The following is a 20,741-nucleotide window of genomic DNA, read 5'->3' as shown; positions in this document are numbered from 1 at the left end:
GTGGAGGAATCAACATGATTGAACGTTACACCCGCCCGGAAATGGGAGAAATATGGACAGAAAACAACCGCTTTAACGCCTGGCTTGAAGTGGAAATTTCCGCCTGCGAAGCCTGGTCCGAACTTGGAGACATTCCAAAGGAAGACGTGGAAAAAATCCGTGAGAATGCAGGGTTTGATGTGGCACGTATCAACGAAATCGAGCAGGAAACGCGCCACGATGTTGTGGCCTTTACAAGAGCCGTGTCAGAAACGCTTGGGGAAGAACGCAAATGGGTGCATTACGGCCTGACTTCTACAGACGTTGTAGATACTGCTCTTTCCTACCAGCTCAAGCAGGCGAATGCGATTCTGTTAAAGGATCTGGAGAACTTCACTTCCATATTGAAAGAAAAAGCAAAAGAACATAAATACACGGTCATGATGGGACGCACGCACGGAGTGCACGCGGAGCCTACGACTTTCGGCTTAAAGCTTGCCCTCTGGTATCAGGAAATGCAGCGCAACCTGGAGCGCTTCCGTGCTGCTGCAGAAACGGTTCGTGTTGGAAAGCTGTCCGGTGCGGTTGGCACGTTTGCCAACATTCCACCGTATATTGAAGAGCATGTCTGCCATCAGCTTGGACTTGAAGCGGCTCCTGTTTCCACCCAGACGCTGCAGCGGGACCGCCACGCTCATTACATGAGCACCGTTGCTCTTATTGCCGGGTCGATTGAAAAAATGGCGGTGGAAATCCGCGGCCTGCAGAAAAGTGAAACACGCGAAGTGGAAGAGTTTTTCGCCAAAGGGCAGAAAGGATCCTCCGCGATGCCTCATAAACGTAACCCGATTGGCTCGGAGAATATGTCAGGCCTCGCCCGCGTCATCCGCGGCCATATGCTTACAGCATACGAAAACGTGCCGCTCTGGCATGAGCGTGACATTTCCCACTCGTCGGCAGAACGCATCATCCTGCCGGATGCGACAATCGCGCTTAATTATATGCTGAACCGTTTTGGCAATATTGTTAAAAACCTGACGGTGTTTCCGGAAAACATGAAAGCCAACATGAAAAGAACGTTCGGACTGATTTATTCCCAGCGCGTTATGCTCACATTAATCAACAAAGGCATGGCCCGGGAAGAAGCATACGATCTCGTGCAGCCTACAGCGATGCAGGCATGGGAAGAGGGCGTTCAGTTCCGGACGCTTGTTGACCAGCAGCCCCGCATTACAGAAGTGCTCACAGAACAAGAGCTCGATGAATGCTTTGACTACAATCATCATATGAAACAAGTGGATACGATCTTTAAGCGTGCAGGTATTGAGTAAATAAACCAGGGAGGCGTTTTGAGTGGAAAAGCAGGATCTTCTGTATGAAGGAAAAGCCAAGCGGCTTTATGAAACAGATACACCAGGACTTCTCTGGGTGGAATATAAAGATGAAGCCACAGCGTTTAACGGAGAAAAGAAAGACATCTTAAAGGGAAAAGGAGAGCTGAATAATGTTATTTCTTCTCTTCTTTTCGAAAAGCTGACGTCTCTTGGCATCCGCAATCACTTTGAGAAAAAAATTTCCGCGACAGAGCAGCTCGTTCATAAAACAACGATTATTCCACTGGAAGTCGTTGTCCGCAATGTAGTTGCCGGCAGCCTGAAAAAGCGCACCGGTATTCCGGAAGGCACCGAAGTAGATGTGCCGGTAGTGGAATTTTACTATAAAGACGATGAGCTGGGCGATCCGCTTATTAACGATGATCATATCCGCCTTCTGCATGCAGCGGAACCGGCCCAGACGATCGAAATGAGAAAGCTGGCGCTGGAAGTAAACGATGCGCTTAAAAAGCATTTTGACGAATGTGAATTGATTCTGGTCGATTTTAAGCTGGAATTTGGTACGACAGAAGACGGAGCGATCCTGCTGTCCGATGAAATTTCTCCGGATACATGCAGGCTCTGGGACAAAACGACGAGGGAAAAATTCGATAAAGACCTGTTCCGCTATGGTCTTGGTTCCCTGCAGGACGGCTACAAGGAGATTTTAAAAAGACTGGGAGGCACTATACATGGTTAAAGTTCAGATTTACGTAACGTTAAAGGCCGGCGTATTGGATCCGCAGGGTAGCGCCATTAATAACGCTCTTCACACGATGGGATATAACGAAGTGAGCGAAGTGCAGACCGGTAAATTTATCGAGCTTCATATGGAAAACACGGACGATGTGCAGGAAAAAGTCGAAGAGATGTGCCATAAGCTGCTGACAAATCCGGTTATTGAAGACTATACGTACAATATGGAGGAGGTTGTTTCCTCATGAAGTTCGCCGTAATCGTATTTCCAGGCTCCAACTGTGATGACGATATGTTTTACGCCATCAAAGACGGCCTTGGAGAAGAAGTAGAAAAAGTATGGTACACCGAAAAAAGCGTTGCAGCCTATGATGCCATCCTGATTCCAGGCGGATTTTCCTACGGAGACTACCTTCGCTCAGGTGCGATCGCCCGCTTTGCGCCGGTAATGGAGAGCGTGATCGAAGAAGCGTCAAAAGGCAAGCCGGTGCTGGGCATCTGCAACGGATTCCAGGTTCTGCTTGAAGCCGGGCTTCTGCCGGGCGCCATGCAGCGGAATAAATCGCTGAAGTTTATCTGCCGCCAGACAACCCTGCAGGTAAAAAACAACACAACAGCTTTTTCCGGAAAATATGAACAGGGCCAAGATATTACGATTCCAGTCGCCCACGGAGAAGGCAACTATTTCTGCGACGATGCCACCCTCCAGGAATTGCAGGACAACAATCAGATTGTGTTCACGTACAAAGAAGATATTAATGGATCCGTCGGCGATATTGCCGGCATTGTAAATAAAGAAGGAAATGTGCTCGGCATGATGCCGCACCCGGAACGAGCCACTCTTGACCTGCTTGGCAGCGCTGATGGCCTGCCGTTGTTTCAATCTATTCTCAATCATTGGAGGAAATCCCATGTCGTTACTACTTGAACCGTCCCCAGAGCAAATTAAGAAAGAGCATATTTATAAAGAAATGGGCCTTAAAGAGCAGGAATTTGCGATGGTGGAAAAAATTCTCGGACGTCTGCCGAATTATACAGAGACGGGGCTTTTTTCCGTTATGTGGTCCGAACACTGCAGCTACAAGCACTCCAAAGTCGTGCTGAAAAAGTTTCCGGTTACCGGAGAAGAAGTTCTGCAGGGACCCGGGGAAGGTGCCGGCATCATCGATATTGGCGATGACCAGGCGGTAGTATTTAAAATCGAAAGCCATAACCACCCTTCCGCTATTGAACCTTATCAAGGGGCGGCCACGGGCGTAGGCGGTATTCTCCGTGACGTATTTTCCATGGGAGCCCGTCCGATTGCGCTGTTAAACTCCCTGCGCTTCGGAGAGCTTGACAATCAGCGCGTTCGTTACCTGCTCGAAGAAGTAGTCGCCGGCATTGCCGGATACGGCAACTGCGTCGGGGTACCTACCGTCGGCGGTGAAATTCAGTTTGATCCGTGCTATGAAGGCAACCCGCTTGTTAACGCTATGTGCGTAGGTTTGATTGACCATAAAAACATTCAAAAGGGTCAGGCTAAAGGAGTTGGAAACACGGTTCTTTATGTCGGAGCCGACACCGGTCGTGACGGTATTCACGGTGCTACCTTTGCTTCAGAGGAGTTGAGTGAAGAATCGGAGAGCAAGCGTCCTGCCGTTCAGGTCGGAGATCCATTTAAAGAAAAGCTGTTATTGGAAGCATGCCTGGAGCTTGTGAAATCAGATGCGCTCGTCGGCATACAGGATATGGGAGCGGCCGGTCTGACTTCTTCTTCCGCCGAAATGGCGAGTAAGGCAGGATCAGGAATTGAAATGAATCTTGATCTTGTGCCACAGCGCGAAACAGGCATGACACCATACGAAATGATGCTGTCCGAATCGCAGGAGCGGATGCTTCTCGTTGTAGAAAAAGGCCGTGAACAGGAAATTATTGATATATGCGATAAATGGGGACTTCTCTCTGCCAACGTTGGGGAAGTAATCGAAGAGCAGGTACTGCGCCTGATTCATAACGGCAAAGTAGCAGCCGACGTGCCTGTTGATTCGCTTGCAGAGGATGCACCCGTGTATCATCCGGCCTCTTCAGAACCTGCTTATTACCAGGAAAACCAGGGCATCAACTGGCTTCCGGATGTAGAAGACTTGCAGGGCACCCTGCTTCGACTGCTGGAGCAGCCGACCATTGCAAGCAAAGAATGGATTTACGACCAGTATGACTATATGGTGCAGACAAATACAGTCGTGCAGCCGGGGTCGGATGCGGCCGTTATTAAAGTAAGAGACAAAAACAAAGCTCTCGCGATGACGACAGACTGCAACTCGCGTTATATATATCTGGATCCGGAAACAGGCGGGCGCATCGCGGTAGCGGAAGCTGCGCGTAATATTGTCTGCTCAGGGGCCCGTCCTTTAGGCGTGACAGACTGCCTGAACTACGGAAGTCCGGAAAACCCGGAGATTTTCTGGCAGATTGAAAAATCGACAGACGGCATGAGCGAAGCCTGCACCGAGCTTTCAACGCCGGTCATCGGCGGCAACGTTTCCCTTTACAACGAAACAAGCCAGGGAGCGGTATACCCAACGCCGGTCATCGGTATGGTAGGCCTGATCGAAGATTTAAAGCATATTACGACCCAGACGTTCAAACAGGCAGGCGACGCGGTGTATGTGATCGGCGAAGCAGCGCCGGAATTTGGCGGCAGTGAACTGCAGAAAATGGAACAGGGCTATATCTCCGGCAAGGCGCCGAAGCTGGATCTGGCCGTAGAGAAAAAACGCCAGCAGCAGCTTCTGGAAGCAATTAAAATGGGCATTGTTTCTTCCGCCCACGATATTTCAGAAGGCGGGCTTGGCGTAGCATTGACGGAAAGCTTAATAGGCACATCGCTTGGAGCAGATGTCACGCTTTCCAGGCAACCGATAAATGAATTGTTTTCTGAAACCCAGTCCCGTTTTGTTATCAGTGTACCGGCCGACGAAAAGAAACTGTTGGAAGATATGATCGAAGACGCTCAATTCATTGGCACAGTGACGGACAACAGCCAGCTGCATATTGCATCAGCATCAGGAGAAACGGTGGTACAGGCTCCTTTAAAGACATTGGAGGAGACCTGGAAAGGAGCAATTCCATGTTTGGTGAAATCAAAGGCTTAAATGAAGAATGCGGAGTTTTTGCGATCTGGGGACATAAAGATGCAGCGCAGGTAACGTATTACGGCCTGCACAGCCTGCAGCACAGAGGGCAGGAAGGTGCCGGCATCGTCGTAAGCGACGGGGATAAGCTGAGCACACACAAAGGGCTTGGCCTTGTGACGAAAGCATTTAAAGAAGGTGAACTGGAGAAGCTTCAGGGGCATGCAGCGATAGGGCATGTTCGTTATGCTACTTCCGGTGGAGGCGGGCTGTTAAACGTACAGCCGCTTTTATTCCAGTCCCAGACAAGCGGACTGGCGCTCGCTCATAATGGAAACCTTGTTAATGCAAATGGAGTAAAAAGTGACCTGGAACGGGAAGGCAGCATTTTTCAGTCCACTTCCGATACAGAAGTACTGGCCCACCTGATTAAACGAAGTCCTCACCCAACGCTTGAAGAACAGTTTAAAGATGCCCTTTCCACGATCAAAGGTGCTTACGCGCTTGCCGTGTTGACCGAAGACAAGCTGATGGTGGCCATGGATCCAAACGGCCTGCGTCCGCTTTCGATTGGACGGATGGGAGATGCCTACGTAGTAGCATCGGAAACCTGTGCATTTGACGCTGTAGGCGCTGTGCACGAACGGGAAGTGCAGCCGGGGGAAATTGTTATTATCGATAAAGACGGCATGCGCTCGCAGCTGTTTTCCAAACCGGCGGACAGACAGATATGCAGTATGGAATACGTGTATTTTGCAAGACCGGATTCGGATGTTGATCAGATTAATGTGCATACGGCCCGGAAAAGTCTCGGCAAGCAGATGGCTCTGGAAACGCCGGTGGAAGCAGATGTCGTAACCGGTGTTCCGGACTCCTCCATCTCAGCGGCTATCGGCTTTGCTGAACAGAGCGGCATTCCTTACGAGCTTGGCCTTATTAAAAACCGATATGTCGGACGGACCTTTATTCAGCCGACCCAGGAGCTGCGTGAGCAGGGCGTTAAGATGAAGCTGTCCCCGGTACGGGGCGTAGTGGCCGGCAAACGTGTTGTCATGGTGGATGATTCTATTGTCCGCGGTACGACAAGCCGCCGCATCGTTCAGCTGTTGAAAGACGCCGGTGCGCTGGAAGTACACGTGCGCATCACGTCGCCGCCGATTACCCACCCCTGCTTTTACGGTATCGATACGTCAACGAAGGCGGAGCTGATCGCGTCGAACCATACAGTGGAAGAAATGCGTGAAAAAATGGGAGCCGACTCATTAGCCTTCATTTCCATCGACGGCATGCTTGAAGGGATTGGAAGAAGCAGCCAGGATAAGAACTGCGGCCAGTGCCTGGCATGCTTTACAGGAAACTACCCAACAGAAATTTACGAAGACACCGTTCATCCCCATGATAAAGTGATGAACAGCTAGAATAGAAAGGGGCTTGACGATGTCTGATGCATATAAACAAGCCGGCGTTGATGTAGAGGCCGGCTATGAAGCAGTAAAACGAATGAAAAAGCATACAAGCCGTACGATGCGTCCGGAAGTGATGGGAGGACTCGGAGGGTTCGGCGCCATGTTCGACCTTTCTGCGCTTCCATACAAAGAGCCCGTGCTTATTTCGGGAACAGACGGCGTCGGCACAAAGCTGATGATCGCTTTTCAAATGGATAAACATGATACGATCGGCCAGGATGCCGTCGCTATGTGCGTTAATGACATTGCCGTTCAAGGCGCAGAACCGCTTTATTTTCTCGATTATCTCGCGTGCGGCAAGGCCGTCCCGGAAAAGATCGAAGCAATCGTAAAAGGCGTGGCCGACGGCTGTGAGCAGTCAGGCTGTGCTTTGATCGGCGGGGAAACGGCAGAAATGCCGGGCATGTATGATGCTGATGAATATGACCTTGCAGGATTTGCGGTCGGTGCGGCGGAAAAGAAAGATATTGTCACCGGTGAAAATATCCGGGAAGGAGACGTACTGATCGGTCTTGTCTCCTCCGGTATTCACAGCAACGGGCTTTCTCTTGCCAGAAGTGTCCTGTTTGATAAAGGGAACCTGGAGCTCCAGGAAATCTACTCTCCGCTTGAAAAGAAGCTCGGGCTTGAGCTGTTAACCCCGACAAGAATATATGTAAAAGCAGTACGTGACTTAATGAACACCGTAACTGTGCAGGGAATGGCTCATATTACAGGCGGCGGCTTCTATGAAAATATACCAAGAATGCTTCCGGAAGGCCTTGGTGCGTCCATTCAGACTTCAGCCTGGAAGACATCGGAGATTTTTTCCTTGATTCAGTCTACCGGCAGTCTGTCGGATAAAGATATGTACGGCACCTTTAATATGGGTATCGGCCTGATCGCAGCTGTCCGCCCGGAAGATGCCGATGCGGCACTACAGGCGCTTCATGCCGGGCAGGAACCAGCCGTGCGGATCGGCTCCGTTACCGACGGAGGTTCGATTGAACTGGATGGCACCGTTTCATGAAAAAAATAGCAGTATTTGCTTCAGGCAGCGGCTCGAATTTCGAAGCCATTGTCCGGGCAGAACAGGAGGGGAGGCTCGGCGCAGCAGTCTCCCTGCTTGTATGTGATAAACCGCAGGCGGCCGTTATTCAAAAAGCAGAAGCACTGCATATTCCCGTATTTTCTTTTCAGCCGAAACAGTACAGTTCCAAACAGGCGTTTGAAGAAGAGATTGTACAGGAATTGGAACATCATGGCATCTCTTTTGTCTTTTTGGCAGGATACATGCGCCTGATCGGCCCGGTTCTTCTCCACGCATTTGAAGGACGCATCGTTAATATCCATCCTTCGCTGCTGCCGGCTTTTCCCGGAAAAGATGCGATCGGGCAGGCGTGGGAAGCTGGGGTGAAAATTACCGGAGTGACGATTCATTACGTGGACGAAGGCATGGACACCGGCCGCATTATTGCGCAGGAAGCGGTAAACATACGCCGCACAGACTCCAAAGAGACATTAACGAACGCCATTCAGGCGATAGAGCATAGATTGTATCCGGAAGTTATCGATGAACTCGCTGGAAAATTGGAAAGGAGCTTTTAACAGGCATGTACACAAAAAGAGCACTGATCAGCGTATCAAACAAAGAGGGCATCGTCCCCTTTGCGAAAAAACTGGAAAGCCTCGGCATTGAAATTATTTCTACAGGAGGCACAAGCCGCGTTCTTAAAGAAGGAGGCGTCAAGGTCATCGGGATTTCTGATGTTACCGGGTTTCCGGAAATTCTGGATGGACGTGTAAAAACCCTTCATCCCAATATTCACAGCGGACTTCTTGCAATGCGTTCGGAAGAAAGCCATATGAAACAGCTTGAAGAACATAATATCGCTCCGATTGACTACGTTATCGTTAATTTGTATCCGTTTAAAGAAACGATTGAACGTCCGGAAACGACATTCGAAGAAGCGATCGAAAACATTGATATTGGCGGACCGACGATGCTCCGCGCCGCTTCCAAAAACTATCAGGATGTTGCAGTGATTACGGATCCCAACGATTACGAAGAGCTGTTACATGAATTGGAGCAGCACGGGGAAATTAGTGTCGAGCGCCGGAAAATGCTGGCAGCGAAAGTTTTCCGCCATACAGCAGCCTATGACGCTATGATCGCCAATTACTTAACAGGTCAGACCGGGGAACTTTATCCGGAAACGTACACCGTAACGTATGAGAAGAAGCAGGATCTGCGCTACGGGGAAAACCCCCATCAGAAAGCGGCTTTCTACAGAGAGCCGATCGGCCCGATCAGTTCAATCGCCAATGCGCTTCAGCTGCATGGTAAAGAGCTTTCCTACAATAATATTAACGATGCCCAGGCAGCGCTTGAAATGGTAAAAGAATTTTCCCAGCCGGCTGCAGTAGCCGTAAAGCATATGAATCCGTGTGGTGTCGGCGTCGGAGAAACGATTGCCGAAGCGTACCAGAAAGCGTATGAAGCAGACCCAGTGTCTATTTTTGGAGGCATTGTAGCATTAAACCAGGAAGTCGACACGGAAACAGCGGACCAGTTGAAGAATATCTTTCTGGAAATCGTGATTGCCCCGCACTTCTCACAGGAAGCGCTGGACATTTTGTCAGCTAAAAAGAACATCCGTCTCTTGAGTGTTTCCATGGACGAAGCCCCAATGGAGCGTTCGGTAATGACTTCCATTTACGGCGGCACACTTGTCCAGGAACAGGATGCTAAGGGCTTTTTGGATGCGGACGTTCGCGTTGTAACTAAAAGGGAGCCTTCCGAGCAGGAATGGCAGGATCTTAAGCTGGCCTGGAAAATAGTCAAGCACGTGAAGTCAAATGCAATCGTACTGGCTAAAGGCGATAAAACCATTGGAATCGGGGCCGGCCAGATGAACCGCGTCGGCTCTGCAGCTATTGCAGTAGAACAGGCAGGCGAGGAAGCTGTCGGTTCCGCGATGGGTTCTGATGCCTTTTTTCCAATGAAAGATACGGTGGAAGCAGCAGGAGCGGCCGGCGTAACCGCTATTATTCAGCCGGGTGGTTCTATCCGTGATGAAGAATCTATTTCGATGGCTGATGAATTGGGCATTACGATGGTATTTACAGGCATCCGCCACTTTAAACATTAAAAGGAGCGATTCACTTATGAATGTACTCGTTATCGGCGGAGGCGGCCGGGAGCATGCTCTCGCATGGGCGTTCTCTAAAAGCCGGAAAACTAATAAAGTGTTCGCGGCCCCCGGCAATCCGGGCATGAAAGAAGCGGCAGAGTGTACAGCGATCAGCGAGTCGGATCAGAACGGTCTTGTCTCCTTTGCCAAACAGCAGGATATCGGACTGACCGTGATCGGTCCGGAAGTACCGCTGCTTGAAGGACTGGCTGACCGCTTTCATAAGGAAGGCCTGGCCGTTTTCGGCCCTTCCCAGGCTGCTGCCAAAATTGAAGGCAGTAAATCATTTGCCAAAGACATTATGAAGCGTTACAACATACCGACCGGTTTTTATGAAGTGTTTTCTGATTATGATAAGGCGCTGGCGTATGTACAGAAAATCGGTGCTCCCATCGTAATCAAAGCGGACGGCCTGGCGGCAGGCAAAGGCGTGACCGTCGCGCTGACAGAAGAGGAAGCCGGCGAGGCGCTCCGCGATATACTGGTGGACAGTAAATTCGGCGGGGCCGGAGCGGAAGTCGTGATCGAAGAGTACCTGAGCGGGGAAGAACTGTCGCTGATGGCCTTTGTGAACGGAGAAACGGTGATTCCAATGGTAGGCGCCCAGGACCATAAACGTGCCTATGACCAGGATCAGGGACCGAACACCGGCGGGATGGGGGCCTACAGCCCCGTGCCGCAGTTTAAAGAAAAGCAGGTGCAGGAAGCAGTGGAGCAGGTACTTGAGCCTGCTGCTAAAGCCTTGGTGAAAGAAGGTCGTTCGTTTACCGGTATTTTGTATGCCGGGCTGATGATGACAGACAGCGGCGCTAAAGTCATCGAGTTTAATGCCCGTTTCGGCGATCCGGAAGCGCAGGTAGTGCTGCCGCGTCTGGAATCTGATCTGGCAGAAGTGATTCTGGACCTGCTGGCCGGCGGAAAGCCGGTGCTTTCCTGGTCCGACGATGCGGTACTCGGTGTAGTAGCCGCTTCTAAAGGCTATCCCGGCTCTTATGCAAAACATCAGCCGATTGCTGCGGTACCGTCATCTGATATGCTGTTTTTTGCAGGCGTTGAAGAGGAAGGCGGCCAGTATAAAACCGCTGGTGGACGCGTGCTGTTAATCGCAGAAAAAGCTGCAACGCTTGAAGAAGCACAGGTGAAGGTCTACGCGAAGCTCGAAGATCTTGATACGACCCACTTGTTTTACCGTAAAGACATCGGGCATAAAGCCATATCGGCTGCCACCTGATGCATTGAAGTCCTCTGCCGGTCAGGCGGAGGGCTTTTCTATTGCCGGCAGTGAATTTCAATGGAAGATTTCTTCTCAACAACACCAAACAGATCCGTTCTTTTTGTTACAGTAACAGGGGTGCTCCGCCCCGTTAAGCCGGGGCAGAGTTCCCACAGTTGTCACTTCCTTTCGTGGAGTACAGAGGCAAAGTGTGATACGATAGCACTAAATAAGCAAACATAAAAATACAGCAAAGCAGGTGAAAATATGGCATCCCGGTTATTTAGATGGAACAAACAAACACTTCGAAACCAACTTTCCGTTATCAGAGGACAACGCTCACCTGATATAGTATTAAAAAATGCAACGTACTTGAGCAGTGCACGGAAAAAATGGCTGGAAGGCCACATATGGATATCGGACGATCGCATTATATACGTAGGAGACAGCCTTCCCGATAATACTGAACAGGCGGAAGTAGTAGACTGCACAGGCCAGTTTCTTGTGCCAGGTTATATAGAGCCACATGTTCATCCGTTTCAGCTTTACAATCCGCACACTTTTGCAGCGTATGCTTCCCAGCGGGGAACAACGACACTCGTAAATGACAATATGTTTTTCTTTCTGCATGTTGATAAAAAGAAAGCGCTTACACTTATAGAAGAACTGGATAATCTCCCGACTTCCATGTACTGGTGGGCGCGATACGATGCCCAGACGGAAATGGAGGAAGAAGACTCTATTTTTTCTCCTTCCAAAATGATGTCATGGCTGGAGCACCCACTCGTCGTACAGGGCGGGGAACTTACAGCATGGCCGCGGGTCATGACAGGTGATGATACGATTCTTCACTGGATGCAGCAGACGAAAGAAGCAAATAAGCCGATTGAAGGCCATTTGCCCGGTGCTTCCGAAAAAACCATTATCCAAATGGCACTGCTTGGTGTTTCAGGCGACCATGAAGCAATGACGGCGGATGAGGCGCTAATGAGGCTGGACGCAGGAATGACTACTTCCCTGCGCTATTCTTCCATCCGCCCGGATCTGCCGGAAATGCTGGAAGGTCTGCTGGAAGCAGGTATTACCGACTTCAGCCGCTTTACGATGAATACAGACGGCTCCACGCCTTCTTTTTACAAAGATGGGATTATGGACCGCACAATCGAAATCGCTTTGGAAAAAGGAGTGCCGGAAATAGAAGCATACGAAATGGCTTCCTACAACTCCGCCAAGCATCTTGGCATTGATGATTACGTTGGAATGATTGCGCCCGGCCGGCTTGCTCATATTAACTTTCTGAAAGATCCATCAATTCCGAAGCCGGAAGCAGTGATGGCTAAAGGGAAATGGGTGTACCGCGGAGAAGAAAACCTATATCCGCAGAAGCATTTTTCCTGGAGTGAATATGGGGTCCATCCATTAATGCTTGATTGGAACCTTACCTACGATGATCTTCATTTTTCCATGCCGATGGGAATTGAATTAGTCAATTCGGTTATATTAAAGCCGTATCAAATAGGCGTGGACGCAGCCATTGATGAGCTCGATCCTGATCACGACGAGTGCTTTTTTACGATGCTGGACCGCCACGGGAAATGGCGTATTAATACCGTCATAAAAGGCTTCGCGGAAAACCTGGGCGGCCTTGCGACGACATTTTCCAATACCGGTGACATTATTTTAATCGGGAAACGAAAAAAAGACATGCTCCGTGCTTTTGAAGAACTCAAGCAGAATGACGGCGGGATCTTTCTTGTCGAAGACAATGAAGTTATTGAAGGCCTTCCGCTGAAGCTGTTCGGCGCCATGTCGCTTGCACCGATGGAAGAAGTGATTGCCAAGCATGAAAGCATTGAGGCAAAGCTCCGCGAGCGCGGTTATAAGCATGATGACCCTATATACAGCATGCTGTTTTTCTCCTCGACCCACCTGCCTTACATCCGGGTGACCCAAAAGGGAATTTTCGACGTGCATAAGAAAACGGTACTCTTTCCTTCTATTATGCGTTAAACTGTAAAAGTACAGGGCAGAACGGTAACCTAACAAAACAAGTCACTGATTTTCATATGTATCAGCGTCTGAGAAGCAGTTTTACAGCAGGAATGAAAGTTGGACATTCGTTTTAAAGTGAGGTGTAAAGGATGCAGATTGATAAACTTCGTGGAAAAGAATTAGATCAGCTGTTTCAGGCTATATTGTCATTGAAGGATTTGGAAGAATGCTATGCATTTTTTGATGATCTGTGTACCATAAATGAAATTCAATCCTTAGCTCAGCGACTGGAAGTAGCCAGAATGCTGCAGAACGGGAATACGTACCATAAAATCGAAACAGAAACCGGAGCCAGTACGGCTACGATTTCCCGCGTGAAACGCTGTTTGAACTATGGAAATGACAGCTATCAAATGACGCTGGACCGAATCAAAGAAACCCAGGAAAAATAAAGAAACCGCTCCCGGCTCAGCCCGGGGGCGGTTTTTGTATTACAGAAAAAGCTGTCAGATTATGTACACAAACAGAACGGAGCCCGGAGAGTATTTATTATACTAATAGGAGGAGGGACAACATGAACGCATATAACAAAATGGATGAAAAAACACTGCGGAAAGAAGTGGCGCAGATTTATAATAAAGTCAATCAGGATATGTACAAAGTCGGGGTCAGGAAACAGAAAATCGAGATGCTGCAGGACAAGATTCTGGTGTTTGGGGAGCATCAGCGCGTGCCGGCGCTCGAAGCCATTCATAAGAAGTATCCGGAACTTACGTTGACCGTGGACACGACCTTGATCAAAGAATTTAAAGAACGTCTGAAGGCAGAATTGGAAAAGCAGCTTTCGATTAAAGTGAAAACGATTTTAAAAGACTTTGATCCTGTTACAGAAGAAGCGGCGGCCATTATTTATATTGATACATAAAATATGTAAGGATATCTAACAAATAACCAGACAAACTGGTGTTTTTTTCATACGATATTAACAATTAAACGAAAAGGAAACAGCCTGTTTATCCGGGCAGTCTCTTTTAATCGAAAAATCGGGAGCTGTCTTTCCGCTGGTCGGAAAAGAATAGAAGCCGGAGAAGCGCATAGTCGAAGGACTGTGTAATTCTCCGGCTTTTTTATCCCAAATACACAGTAAAGAAGGGATTCTCATGAAAGATATTCTAATAAAGAATGCGGAAATCATTACAATGAATGATGGAATGGATATTATAAACGGGGACATATTGATTCAGGATGGACGTATTGCAGCGATAGGCCGGGATATTCAGGAGCTGGATCCGGCCCAGACGAGAATGATTGACGGCACGGGAAAAACGGTGCTTCCTGGTTTTATCCAAACACATATTCATTTATGTCAGACGATTTTCCGGGGACAGGCAGATGACTTGGAATTAATGGACTGGCTGAAAAAAAGGCTGTGGCCGCTTGAAGCTGCCCACGACGAGGAATCTATTTACTATTCGGCGATGCTCGGTATTGGAGAGTGCATCAGCGGTGGAACGACTACCATCGTTGATATGGAGACGGTCCATCACACCGAATCGGCGTTTCAGGCAATTGCCGAAAGCGGCATCCGCGCGCTTTCCGGAAAAGTTATGATGGATGTCGGCGACGATGTACCGCCGCAGCTGCTTGAAAATACCCGGGCTTCTATTAAAGAAAGCGTGGAACTTCTGGAACGATGGCACGGCTATGACAACGGACGAATTCAGTATGCTTTCAGCCCGCGCTTTGTTGTTTCCTGCACGGAAGAGCTGCTGACGGAAGTCCGTGATTTATCTGATTATTACAATGTATATGTTCATACCCACGCTTCCGAAAACAAAGGCGAAATAGAGCTGGTGGAATCGCAGCGCGGCATGCCGAATGTCGAATACCTCGATCACATTGGGCTGGCAAACGAGCGCCTTATCCTGGCGCACTGCGTGTGGCTCAATGAAAAAGAGAGGCAGATTATTAAAGAAAAACAGGTAAAAATGGTGCATTGTCCGGGATCAAACTTAAAGCTTGCCTCTGGAATTGCAGATACGTACACCCTGGACTCCGATGGCTGTGATATCAGCATTGGGGCAGACGGAGCCGCCTGCAATAACAATCTGAATATGTTTCACGAAATGAAGCTGGCCGCTCTTCTGCCTAAACCAATTCACGGTCCTACGGCAATGCCTGCAGCGAAAGTACTTCGTATGGCTACACGCGGCGGAGCAAAGGCAATAGGAATGGATCATGAACTCGGAAGCATTGAAACCGGTAAAAAAGCGGACTTATTTCTGATGGACCTGCGTGATTTTCACAGCTATCCTTCCGAAACGGTCGATCCGTATTCCCGCGTAGTGTATTCAGCGCAGGCCCAGGATGTAGAAACAACAATTATTGATGGGAAAATTGTTATGGAAAACAAAAAGCATCTGACTGTAAACAAATCAGATGTGCTTACCCAGTCGAACGTTTCCATTAAACGCATGCTCGCCGCCGTTCAAAAGATAGTGACGTAAAAAAGAAAGGAGATATCAGATGGAAAACCTGCATAGGATTATTCAGGCGCTGCGTCATATGAATCACGGCGAGCCTGCCATGCTGGCGACAATTATTCACGTAGAAGGGTCGGCTTATCGAAAAGAAGGCACTACCATGCTGGTAGATCACATGGGAGCGATGACAGGAGTATTAAGCGGCGGCTGCCTGGAGCAGGACATTGCAGCCAGGGTCACAGAAGTATGGGAGCACGGAGACCGTACGGTGGAATACGACATGCGCGGGTATGATCCGCTGTCCTGGGGAGAAGGCACCGGCTGTAATGGAAGTGTTTTCGTTCATATGGAGCCTCTGCGGGCTGAACAAATCCACCGGCTTTTTACAATCGAGGGTCTTCTAAAAGAAGGGAAAGAAGCGGTCGTGCTGCGTGTGGAAAAAGAGAGCCGGCTGAAAACGGCATTGGTTTCTTCTGAAGAAGTGTCCCTTGTGAAAACGAAAGGGCGCTTTATCACTTCCACCGGAGAAATAATGTACGTCCAGGTTATCAAGCCTAAACAGCGGCTGGTTATATTTGGAGCTGGTACGGATGTGGAACCGCTTGTGCAAATCGCTTCGATGAGTGGCTTTTCCGTAACGGTTGCTGATTGGCGCGTGGAAAGGTGCCGGAAACAGATTCATCCGGCAGCAGAGGCGATCTACTGTGGATTTCCTGAAGAACTGGCTGCAAAGGTGCCGGTTGCTCCTTCTGATTTTGTGCTGTTGATGACCCACCATTTTCAATACGACAAAGAGCTGCTGGAGTATCTGATTCCAAAATGTCCGATGTATCTCGGTATTCTCGGTTCCAAAGCGAGGGCGGAACGGCTGCAGAACGGACGACCGCTTCCGGAGTGGATTACGTCTCCTGTCGGTCTTTCCATTAAAGCAGAGGGACCAGAAGAAATTGCGGTCAGTATTTTAGCGGAAATCATTCCGTTGTCCAAACAGTCTGCCGTTAAGGAGGCAGCGAGGTGAAAAAGGTGACAGGTATTTATCTGGCTGCCGGCGAAAGCAGACGAATGCAGGAAAACAAGCTTCATCTGCCTGCAGGAAGCATGTCACTTGGCAGTGTTGCGTTAAAGCAGGCACTTTTATCGGAACTCGATACGACAATTATTGTGACCCGTCCCGGCACGGATACCCGGTGGATTGCTCCCTTATTTTATCAGGAGTCCTGGAGGGAAAGATGGACAACCGTAGTGGCCGGACGGGCAGAGGAAGGCCAGGCCTATTCCCTGCGGCGCGGTATAGAAGAAGCGGAAGCTGCGGGAGCAGATGCGGTAGTTATACTGCTGGCAGATCAGCCGTTTGTTACTGCAAAAAGAATCAATCAGTTAATCAGCACCTGTGAAAATGCTTCCCAGGATTATGCCGCAATGGGCCGCCTGCAGCCGCCGCTTCTGCTGCAAAAGCAGCTGTTTTCCCGTTTGAAACAGCTTGAAGGAGATAAAGGAGCACGATCTTGTCTCCGTGGTGATAATTCCCTGCAGGGAACTGTTCTTTCTGCAGCAAACGAGGCGCTTTTCTATGACATAGACACAAAGGAAGATTACCAATGGCTGGTGCAAACAGTATCGTTTTAACTCCGCATACAATAGAGGAGGCCTGGCAGCTGAAAGAAACATATGGGGCGGACGCCGCTTTTATGATGGGCGGCACCACGTTTCAACTGCAGCGGGAAAAAGGTACTCCGCTTCCATCGTATATGATTATGCTGCAGGCGCTCGAGGAACTGCAGACGCTTCAACGACAGGGAGAAAATGGCGAAGATTTTCTGTCTATCGGAGCCAATGTACTGCTTCGTTATTGTATCGATCATCCTATTTTAAAGGCGCACGTTCCAGTATTATGCAGAGCGGCCGGTGCTGTTGGATCGCCTGCCATCAGAAACCAGGGAACCATTGGAGGCAACATCGGCTATCGTAAAGGGGATGCAGCCGCATCACTGCTCGTGTTAAATGCCAAGGTTCGTTTTATGGATGAAGACGGAGAGAAGGTGCTGCCGTTGGACCACTATCTGAACCGGACACAGGAGCGGGCAGCTCTTCTGCTCGCTGTTCAGCTTCCGCTCCCATCACCAACACTTACTTTTTTTGAAAAAGTAGGGAGCCGGGAAACGTTCAGCCCTTCGATCCTGACTGTAGCGGCATCGGCGGACTGGACGCCGGCAGGGCGTCTGAAACACGTAAGAATTGCCGTAGGCGGTGGAGATCAGCCGCCGGAGCGGATGCCTGCCGCAGAAGCCTGCCTGGAAAATCAGACGCTGACTCATTCGGCAGTGACAACAGCCTGTGAAACGATTCTGGAGGAGTATGCCCCGGTATCCGATGTGTTTGCAGCATCCGGCTATCGAAAAATGGCTGCCGGCATGATCCTGGAGTCTGCATTGGAAATCTGGAAAGAGGAGGATAGGAGCCATGCCGCTGAAAAATGATGGAAACATCCGGCCGGACGGCATAGAGAAAGTGACAGGCACGCTTAAATATTTAACGGACCGTCGGATAGAAGGCATGCTTTACGGCCGGGTGCTTCGCAGCCGCTCTCCCCATGCTTTGATTAAACACATCCAAACAAAAGAAGCCGAAGCCCTTCCCGGCGTAAAAGCCGTTATTACAGCGGCAGATGTTCCCGGTTTAAATGGGTTTGGTATCGTGACGCCGAACCAGCCGGTGTTTTGTGAAGACAAAGTCCGCTATATGGGAGATGCAGTCGCGGCCGTTGCAGCCGTATCGAAAGAAGCCGCGGAGGAAGCTCTGGAGAAGATTATCGTCGAGTACGAGGAACTGCCTATTATAGATACGATGGAAAAAAGCCTGGCCCCGGACGCACCGGCGCTTCATAAAGACGGAAATATTCTGCATCAGGCAGAGCAGCAGCGCGGGCATGCTGACAGTGCATTCGCTGCCTGTGAAGTCGTCGTAGAGGAAACATATGAAACACCCCGGCAGATGCACACCTATATGGAAACGGAAGGCGGGGTGGTCGTCCCGGAAGCAGGCGGTGGGATTACGGTTTACATGGGTACCCAGCACGGGCTCAAGGACCGGTTTCAACTCTCCAGAATTCTGCAGATGGAAGAAGAGCGTATCCGCATCATATCGAGTCCAATAGGAGGTTCGTTCGGCGGAAAAGATGAGTTGAACGTACAGCCTTACGCGGCACTGCTCGCACTGAAAACGGGAAAGCCGGTTCAAATCCATAACAGCCGGAAAGAATCGGTCCGTGCTGGAATTAAACGCCATGCAATGAAAATTAAAATGAAAACGGGAGTGGACAAAAAAGGAAAGCTTATCGCCCACGAGACGTATATTGAGGCAGATACCGGAGCCTATGCCACATTAGGACCGGCTGTTCTGGAATTTGCAGTAGAACATGCGTCCGGACCGTATGATATTGAGCATGTCCGTACAAAAGGGTTATCGATCTATACTAATAACGGGGTAGCCGGTGAGTTCCGCGGCTTCGGTGGAAATCAGGTTACCTTTGCACTCGAAGGACAGGTCAGCCGGCTGGCGGCTGCACTTAACATGGATCTGCACGATTTCCAGGCAGTCAATATGAGAAAGCATGAATCACCGGGACCGCTCGGCCACCGGATTGCACCGACAAACGGCGGACTGTTAGTACTGGAGGCCGCGGAGCGTATTAGAAAAGAAAAACAGACGGAACTGGCAGAAAAGCCGCCGGCCGCAAAGTATATCAAGCGCGGGCTCGGTACAGCTGTGGCCATGCATGGCGGAGGACTTGGATACGGGCGTCTCGATCCTTCCGGAGGCATGATCCGTCTGAATGAGGAAGGGAAAATAGAAGGTGTTTTTGGATTTGAAGAATGCGGCCAGGGCATTGTAGCGGTTATTGAAAATACACTTGTTCAGGCGTTTGAATGCAGTCGGGAAGACGTCTGCTTTCTGATAGGAGACACAGAAAAAGTGCCGGTTTCCGGTTCGACGACGGCTTCGCGCGGTACAAGCATGGTCTATCATGCCATCCAGCGGCTGAAGCCTTTGTTTCAGAAGCAGCTGTTTGAACGGGCCGCAGCTGTACTTGGGAAAAGCACGGAGGGGTTTTATACAGGAAAAGGCGGAGTGTATCTACTGGAAACAAGAGAACAGGCCGTATCTTACCGGGAGCTTTTCGAGGCGTTTCCAGAAAAAATGCTGGAAGTGCAGACAACCTTCGATTTTCCGGTGACGCCGGACGAAATTGACTCCGGGCATTTTTTATATACGTTTGGTGCTGTGGTGGCGGAAATAGAACTTGATATACGTCTTGGCAGGGTCAAGGTGATTGGTCTGCAGCATGCGGCAGCGGCCGGTCCCGTCGTAAATCCAAAAGGGTACAGAGGCCAGATAGAAGGCGGAGGTGTTATGTCTGTCGGCTACAGTTTAATGGAAGATGCTGCTATGACAAACGGCCGGTATGACACCGACAATCTGGATACGTACATGATTCCAACGATTCAGGATGTACCGGCAGTAATGGCGGTGGAGGCGATTGAAGATTTATACGAACAAGACAAGTACGGTCCGCGCGGCGTAGGGGAAATCGGAACGGTAGCTGTGGCTCCCGCGATTGCAGAAGCCGTGTTTCAAGCGATCGGCACTCATATCACCAGTATTCCGGTTTCAAGAGAACTATTGATGAAGCTGGGCCGAGAGGAGAATGCAGATGAAATCCGCGCATAACAGCAAAACGACAAAAACCATTCGTTTTCAAGTGAATCAGGAACAAGTAACGTACAATGGAAATCCAGTCGAAAGAATGGTGGATGTACTTAGAGACGATCTGCAGCAGACAGGCACGAAACTTTCCTGTGGCATTGGCCGGTGCGGTGCCTGTTCGATCCTCGTAGATGGAGAGCTGATGAATGCCTGCCTGGTTATGCCCTGCCAGGTAGAGGGGAGCAGCATAACAACGATAGAAGGAATTGGATCAAAAGAGGCAATGGATCCGATTCAAAAAGCCTTTTTAACAGAAGGCGGGTTTCAATGCGGCTACTGTACGCCCGGCATGATTGTTGCGGCTAAAGCATTGTTGGACAAAAACAGCGATCCATCCGTGGAAGACATTCAAGAGGCATTGGCAGGCAATCTCTGCCGCTGTACAGGCTATGCCAGTATTATAAGGGCTGTCCAAAAGGCAGCCGACAGCCTTGCTTTCGAAGGATCAAGTGACAGTCCCTAATAGGGGCTTTTTTGTTTGAAAAA

19 protein-coding genes are annotated in these 20,741 nt (G+C 49.7%); all 19 read left to right on the top strand.

The window, feature by feature from the left end:
- Positions 1 to 14: 14 nt before the first annotated feature.
- The 19 genes from purB (at position 15) to AC5W14_RS09390 (ending at position 20,718) form a co-directional block, all read left to right on the top strand.
- A complete protein-coding gene (gene purB / locus AC5W14_RS09480) occupies positions 15 to 1,310 on the top strand; it encodes an adenylosuccinate lyase (RefSeq protein WP_496194221.1) in 1,296 nt (431 codons plus the stop codon).
- 22 nt (positions 1,311 to 1,332) lie between these two features.
- Complete coding sequence (purC, locus tag AC5W14_RS09475) at positions 1,333 to 2,052, top strand: phosphoribosylaminoimidazolesuccinocarboxamide synthase (protein ID WP_496194220.1); 720 nt, start codon at positions 1,333 to 1,335, stop codon at positions 2,050 to 2,052.
- A complete protein-coding gene (purS, locus tag AC5W14_RS09470; protein WP_496060272.1) occupies positions 2,045 to 2,296 on the top strand; it encodes a phosphoribosylformylglycinamidine synthase subunit PurS in 252 nt (83 codons plus the stop codon). Before purC ends, purS begins: the two co-directional genes overlap by 8 nt.
- Entirely contained in the window at positions 2,293 to 2,976 is a 684-nt protein-coding gene (purQ, locus tag AC5W14_RS09465; RefSeq protein ID WP_496194219.1) for a phosphoribosylformylglycinamidine synthase subunit PurQ, read from the top strand. The genes purS and purQ overlap by 4 nt, the downstream gene beginning before the upstream one ends.
- The gene (purL, locus tag AC5W14_RS09460) at positions 2,960 to 5,185 is read left to right on the top strand and encodes a phosphoribosylformylglycinamidine synthase subunit PurL (protein WP_496194218.1); all 2,226 of its coding nucleotides are present in this window, start codon (positions 2,960 to 2,962) and stop codon (positions 5,183 to 5,185) included. The genes purQ and purL overlap by 17 nt, the downstream gene beginning before the upstream one ends.
- Positions 5,161 to 6,582 carry an amidophosphoribosyltransferase gene (gene purF / locus AC5W14_RS09455; protein ID WP_496060275.1) on the top strand — a complete coding sequence of 474 codons (1,422 nt, stop codon included), beginning with the start codon at positions 5,161 to 5,163 and terminating at the stop codon, positions 6,580 to 6,582. The genes purL and purF overlap by 25 nt, the downstream gene beginning before the upstream one ends.
- Positions 6,583 to 6,601: 19 nt before the next feature.
- Complete coding sequence (gene purM, locus AC5W14_RS09450) at positions 6,602 to 7,639, top strand: phosphoribosylformylglycinamidine cyclo-ligase (RefSeq protein ID WP_496194217.1); 1,038 nt, start codon at positions 6,602 to 6,604, stop codon at positions 7,637 to 7,639.
- Positions 7,636 to 8,217 carry a phosphoribosylglycinamide formyltransferase gene (purN, locus tag AC5W14_RS09445; protein ID WP_496194216.1) on the top strand — a complete coding sequence of 194 codons (582 nt, stop codon included), beginning with the start codon at positions 7,636 to 7,638 and terminating at the stop codon, positions 8,215 to 8,217. The genes purM and purN overlap by 4 nt, the downstream gene beginning before the upstream one ends.
- A 5-nt stretch (positions 8,218 to 8,222) precedes the next feature.
- A complete protein-coding gene (gene purH / locus AC5W14_RS09440) occupies positions 8,223 to 9,761 on the top strand; it encodes a bifunctional phosphoribosylaminoimidazolecarboxamide formyltransferase/IMP cyclohydrolase (RefSeq protein WP_496194215.1) in 1,539 nt (512 codons plus the stop codon).
- A gap of 16 nt (positions 9,762 to 9,777) precedes the next feature.
- A complete protein-coding gene (purD, locus tag AC5W14_RS09435; RefSeq protein ID WP_496060279.1) occupies positions 9,778 to 11,034 on the top strand; it encodes a phosphoribosylamine--glycine ligase in 1,257 nt (418 codons plus the stop codon).
- A 249-nt stretch (positions 11,035 to 11,283) separates the two neighbouring features.
- The gene (locus AC5W14_RS09430) at positions 11,284 to 13,026 is read left to right on the top strand and encodes an adenine deaminase C-terminal domain-containing protein (RefSeq protein ID WP_496060280.1); all 1,743 of its coding nucleotides are present in this window, start codon (positions 11,284 to 11,286) and stop codon (positions 13,024 to 13,026) included.
- Positions 13,027 to 13,157: 131 nt separating this feature from the next.
- The gene (locus AC5W14_RS09425; protein WP_496060281.1) at positions 13,158 to 13,460 is read left to right on the top strand and encodes a YerC/YecD family TrpR-related protein; all 303 of its coding nucleotides are present in this window, start codon (positions 13,158 to 13,160) and stop codon (positions 13,458 to 13,460) included.
- 122 nt (positions 13,461 to 13,582) lie between these two features.
- Positions 13,583 to 13,933, top strand: coding sequence for a Na-translocating system protein MpsC family protein (locus AC5W14_RS09420; protein ID WP_496060282.1), 351 nt, complete (start codon positions 13,583 to 13,585; stop codon positions 13,931 to 13,933).
- 235 nt (positions 13,934 to 14,168) lie between these two features.
- Complete coding sequence (locus tag AC5W14_RS09415; protein ID WP_496194214.1) at positions 14,169 to 15,515, top strand: 5'-deoxyadenosine deaminase; 1,347 nt, start codon at positions 14,169 to 14,171, stop codon at positions 15,513 to 15,515.
- 19 nt (positions 15,516 to 15,534) lie between these two features.
- On the top strand, positions 15,535 to 16,509 hold the full coding sequence (locus tag AC5W14_RS09410) for an XdhC family protein (RefSeq protein ID WP_496194213.1): 975 nt from the start codon (positions 15,535 to 15,537) through the stop codon (positions 16,507 to 16,509).
- Positions 16,506 to 17,117: a nucleotidyltransferase family protein gene (locus AC5W14_RS09405; RefSeq protein WP_496194212.1), complete on the top strand. Its 612-nt coding sequence runs from the start codon at positions 16,506 to 16,508 to the stop codon at positions 17,115 to 17,117. The genes AC5W14_RS09410 and AC5W14_RS09405 overlap by 4 nt, the downstream gene beginning before the upstream one ends.
- Positions 17,090 to 17,968 (top strand): FAD binding domain-containing protein, encoded by an 879-nt coding sequence (locus tag AC5W14_RS09400; protein WP_496194211.1) that lies wholly within the window; start codon positions 17,090 to 17,092, stop codon positions 17,966 to 17,968. Before AC5W14_RS09405 ends, AC5W14_RS09400 begins: the two co-directional genes overlap by 28 nt.
- On the top strand, positions 17,952 to 20,219 hold the full coding sequence (gene pucD, locus AC5W14_RS09395; protein WP_496194210.1) for a xanthine dehydrogenase subunit D: 2,268 nt from the start codon (positions 17,952 to 17,954) through the stop codon (positions 20,217 to 20,219). The genes AC5W14_RS09400 and pucD overlap by 17 nt, the downstream gene beginning before the upstream one ends.
- Entirely contained in the window at positions 20,203 to 20,718 is a 516-nt protein-coding gene (locus AC5W14_RS09390; RefSeq protein ID WP_496194209.1) for a (2Fe-2S)-binding protein, read from the top strand. The genes pucD and AC5W14_RS09390 overlap by 17 nt, the downstream gene beginning before the upstream one ends.
- Positions 20,719 to 20,741 lie beyond the last annotated feature (23 nt).

The organism is Sinobaca sp. TMA16-18 (genome assembly GCF_059510535.1).
Note: the sequence above shows the minus strand (reverse complement) of the source record. Positions and strands in the feature narration are given on the sequence as shown.

What these genes read in the sequence shown, in the direction of transcription:
- purN (WP_496194216.1), top strand. Translation starts at nt 7,636, where the DNA reads ATGAAAAAAATAGCAGTATTTGCTTCAGGCAGCGGCTCGAATTTCGAA.
- AC5W14_RS09430 (WP_496060280.1), top strand. Translation starts at nt 11,284, where the DNA reads ATGGCATCCCGGTTATTTAGATGGAACAAACAAACACTTCGAAACCAA.
- purQ (WP_496194219.1), top strand. Translation starts at nt 2,293, where the DNA reads ATGAAGTTCGCCGTAATCGTATTTCCAGGCTCCAACTGTGATGACGAT.
- purL (WP_496194218.1), top strand. Translation starts at nt 2,960, where the DNA reads ATGTCGTTACTACTTGAACCGTCCCCAGAGCAAATTAAGAAAGAGCAT.
- AC5W14_RS09420 (WP_496060282.1), top strand. Translation starts at nt 13,583, where the DNA reads ATGAACGCATATAACAAAATGGATGAAAAAACACTGCGGAAAGAAGTG.
- AC5W14_RS09390 (WP_496194209.1), top strand. Translation starts at nt 20,203, where the DNA reads ATGAAATCCGCGCATAACAGCAAAACGACAAAAACCATTCGTTTTCAA.
- AC5W14_RS09410 (WP_496194213.1), top strand. Translation starts at nt 15,535, where the DNA reads ATGGAAAACCTGCATAGGATTATTCAGGCGCTGCGTCATATGAATCAC.
- purM (WP_496194217.1), top strand. Translation starts at nt 6,602, where the DNA reads ATGTCTGATGCATATAAACAAGCCGGCGTTGATGTAGAGGCCGGCTAT.
- pucD (WP_496194210.1), top strand. Translation starts at nt 17,952, where the DNA reads ATGCCGCTGAAAAATGATGGAAACATCCGGCCGGACGGCATAGAGAAA.
- purD (WP_496060279.1), top strand. Translation starts at nt 9,778, where the DNA reads ATGAATGTACTCGTTATCGGCGGAGGCGGCCGGGAGCATGCTCTCGCA.
- AC5W14_RS09425 (WP_496060281.1), top strand. Translation starts at nt 13,158, where the DNA reads ATGCAGATTGATAAACTTCGTGGAAAAGAATTAGATCAGCTGTTTCAG.
- purF (WP_496060275.1), top strand. Translation starts at nt 5,161, where the DNA reads ATGTTTGGTGAAATCAAAGGCTTAAATGAAGAATGCGGAGTTTTTGCG.
- purB (WP_496194221.1), top strand. Translation starts at nt 15, where the DNA reads ATGATTGAACGTTACACCCGCCCGGAAATGGGAGAAATATGGACAGAA.
- AC5W14_RS09400 (WP_496194211.1), top strand. Translation starts at nt 17,090, where the DNA reads ATGGCTGGTGCAAACAGTATCGTTTTAACTCCGCATACAATAGAGGAG.
- purH (WP_496194215.1), top strand. Translation starts at nt 8,223, where the DNA reads ATGTACACAAAAAGAGCACTGATCAGCGTATCAAACAAAGAGGGCATC.
- purS (WP_496060272.1), top strand. Translation starts at nt 2,045, where the DNA reads ATGGTTAAAGTTCAGATTTACGTAACGTTAAAGGCCGGCGTATTGGAT.
- AC5W14_RS09415 (WP_496194214.1), top strand. Translation starts at nt 14,169, where the DNA reads ATGAAAGATATTCTAATAAAGAATGCGGAAATCATTACAATGAATGAT.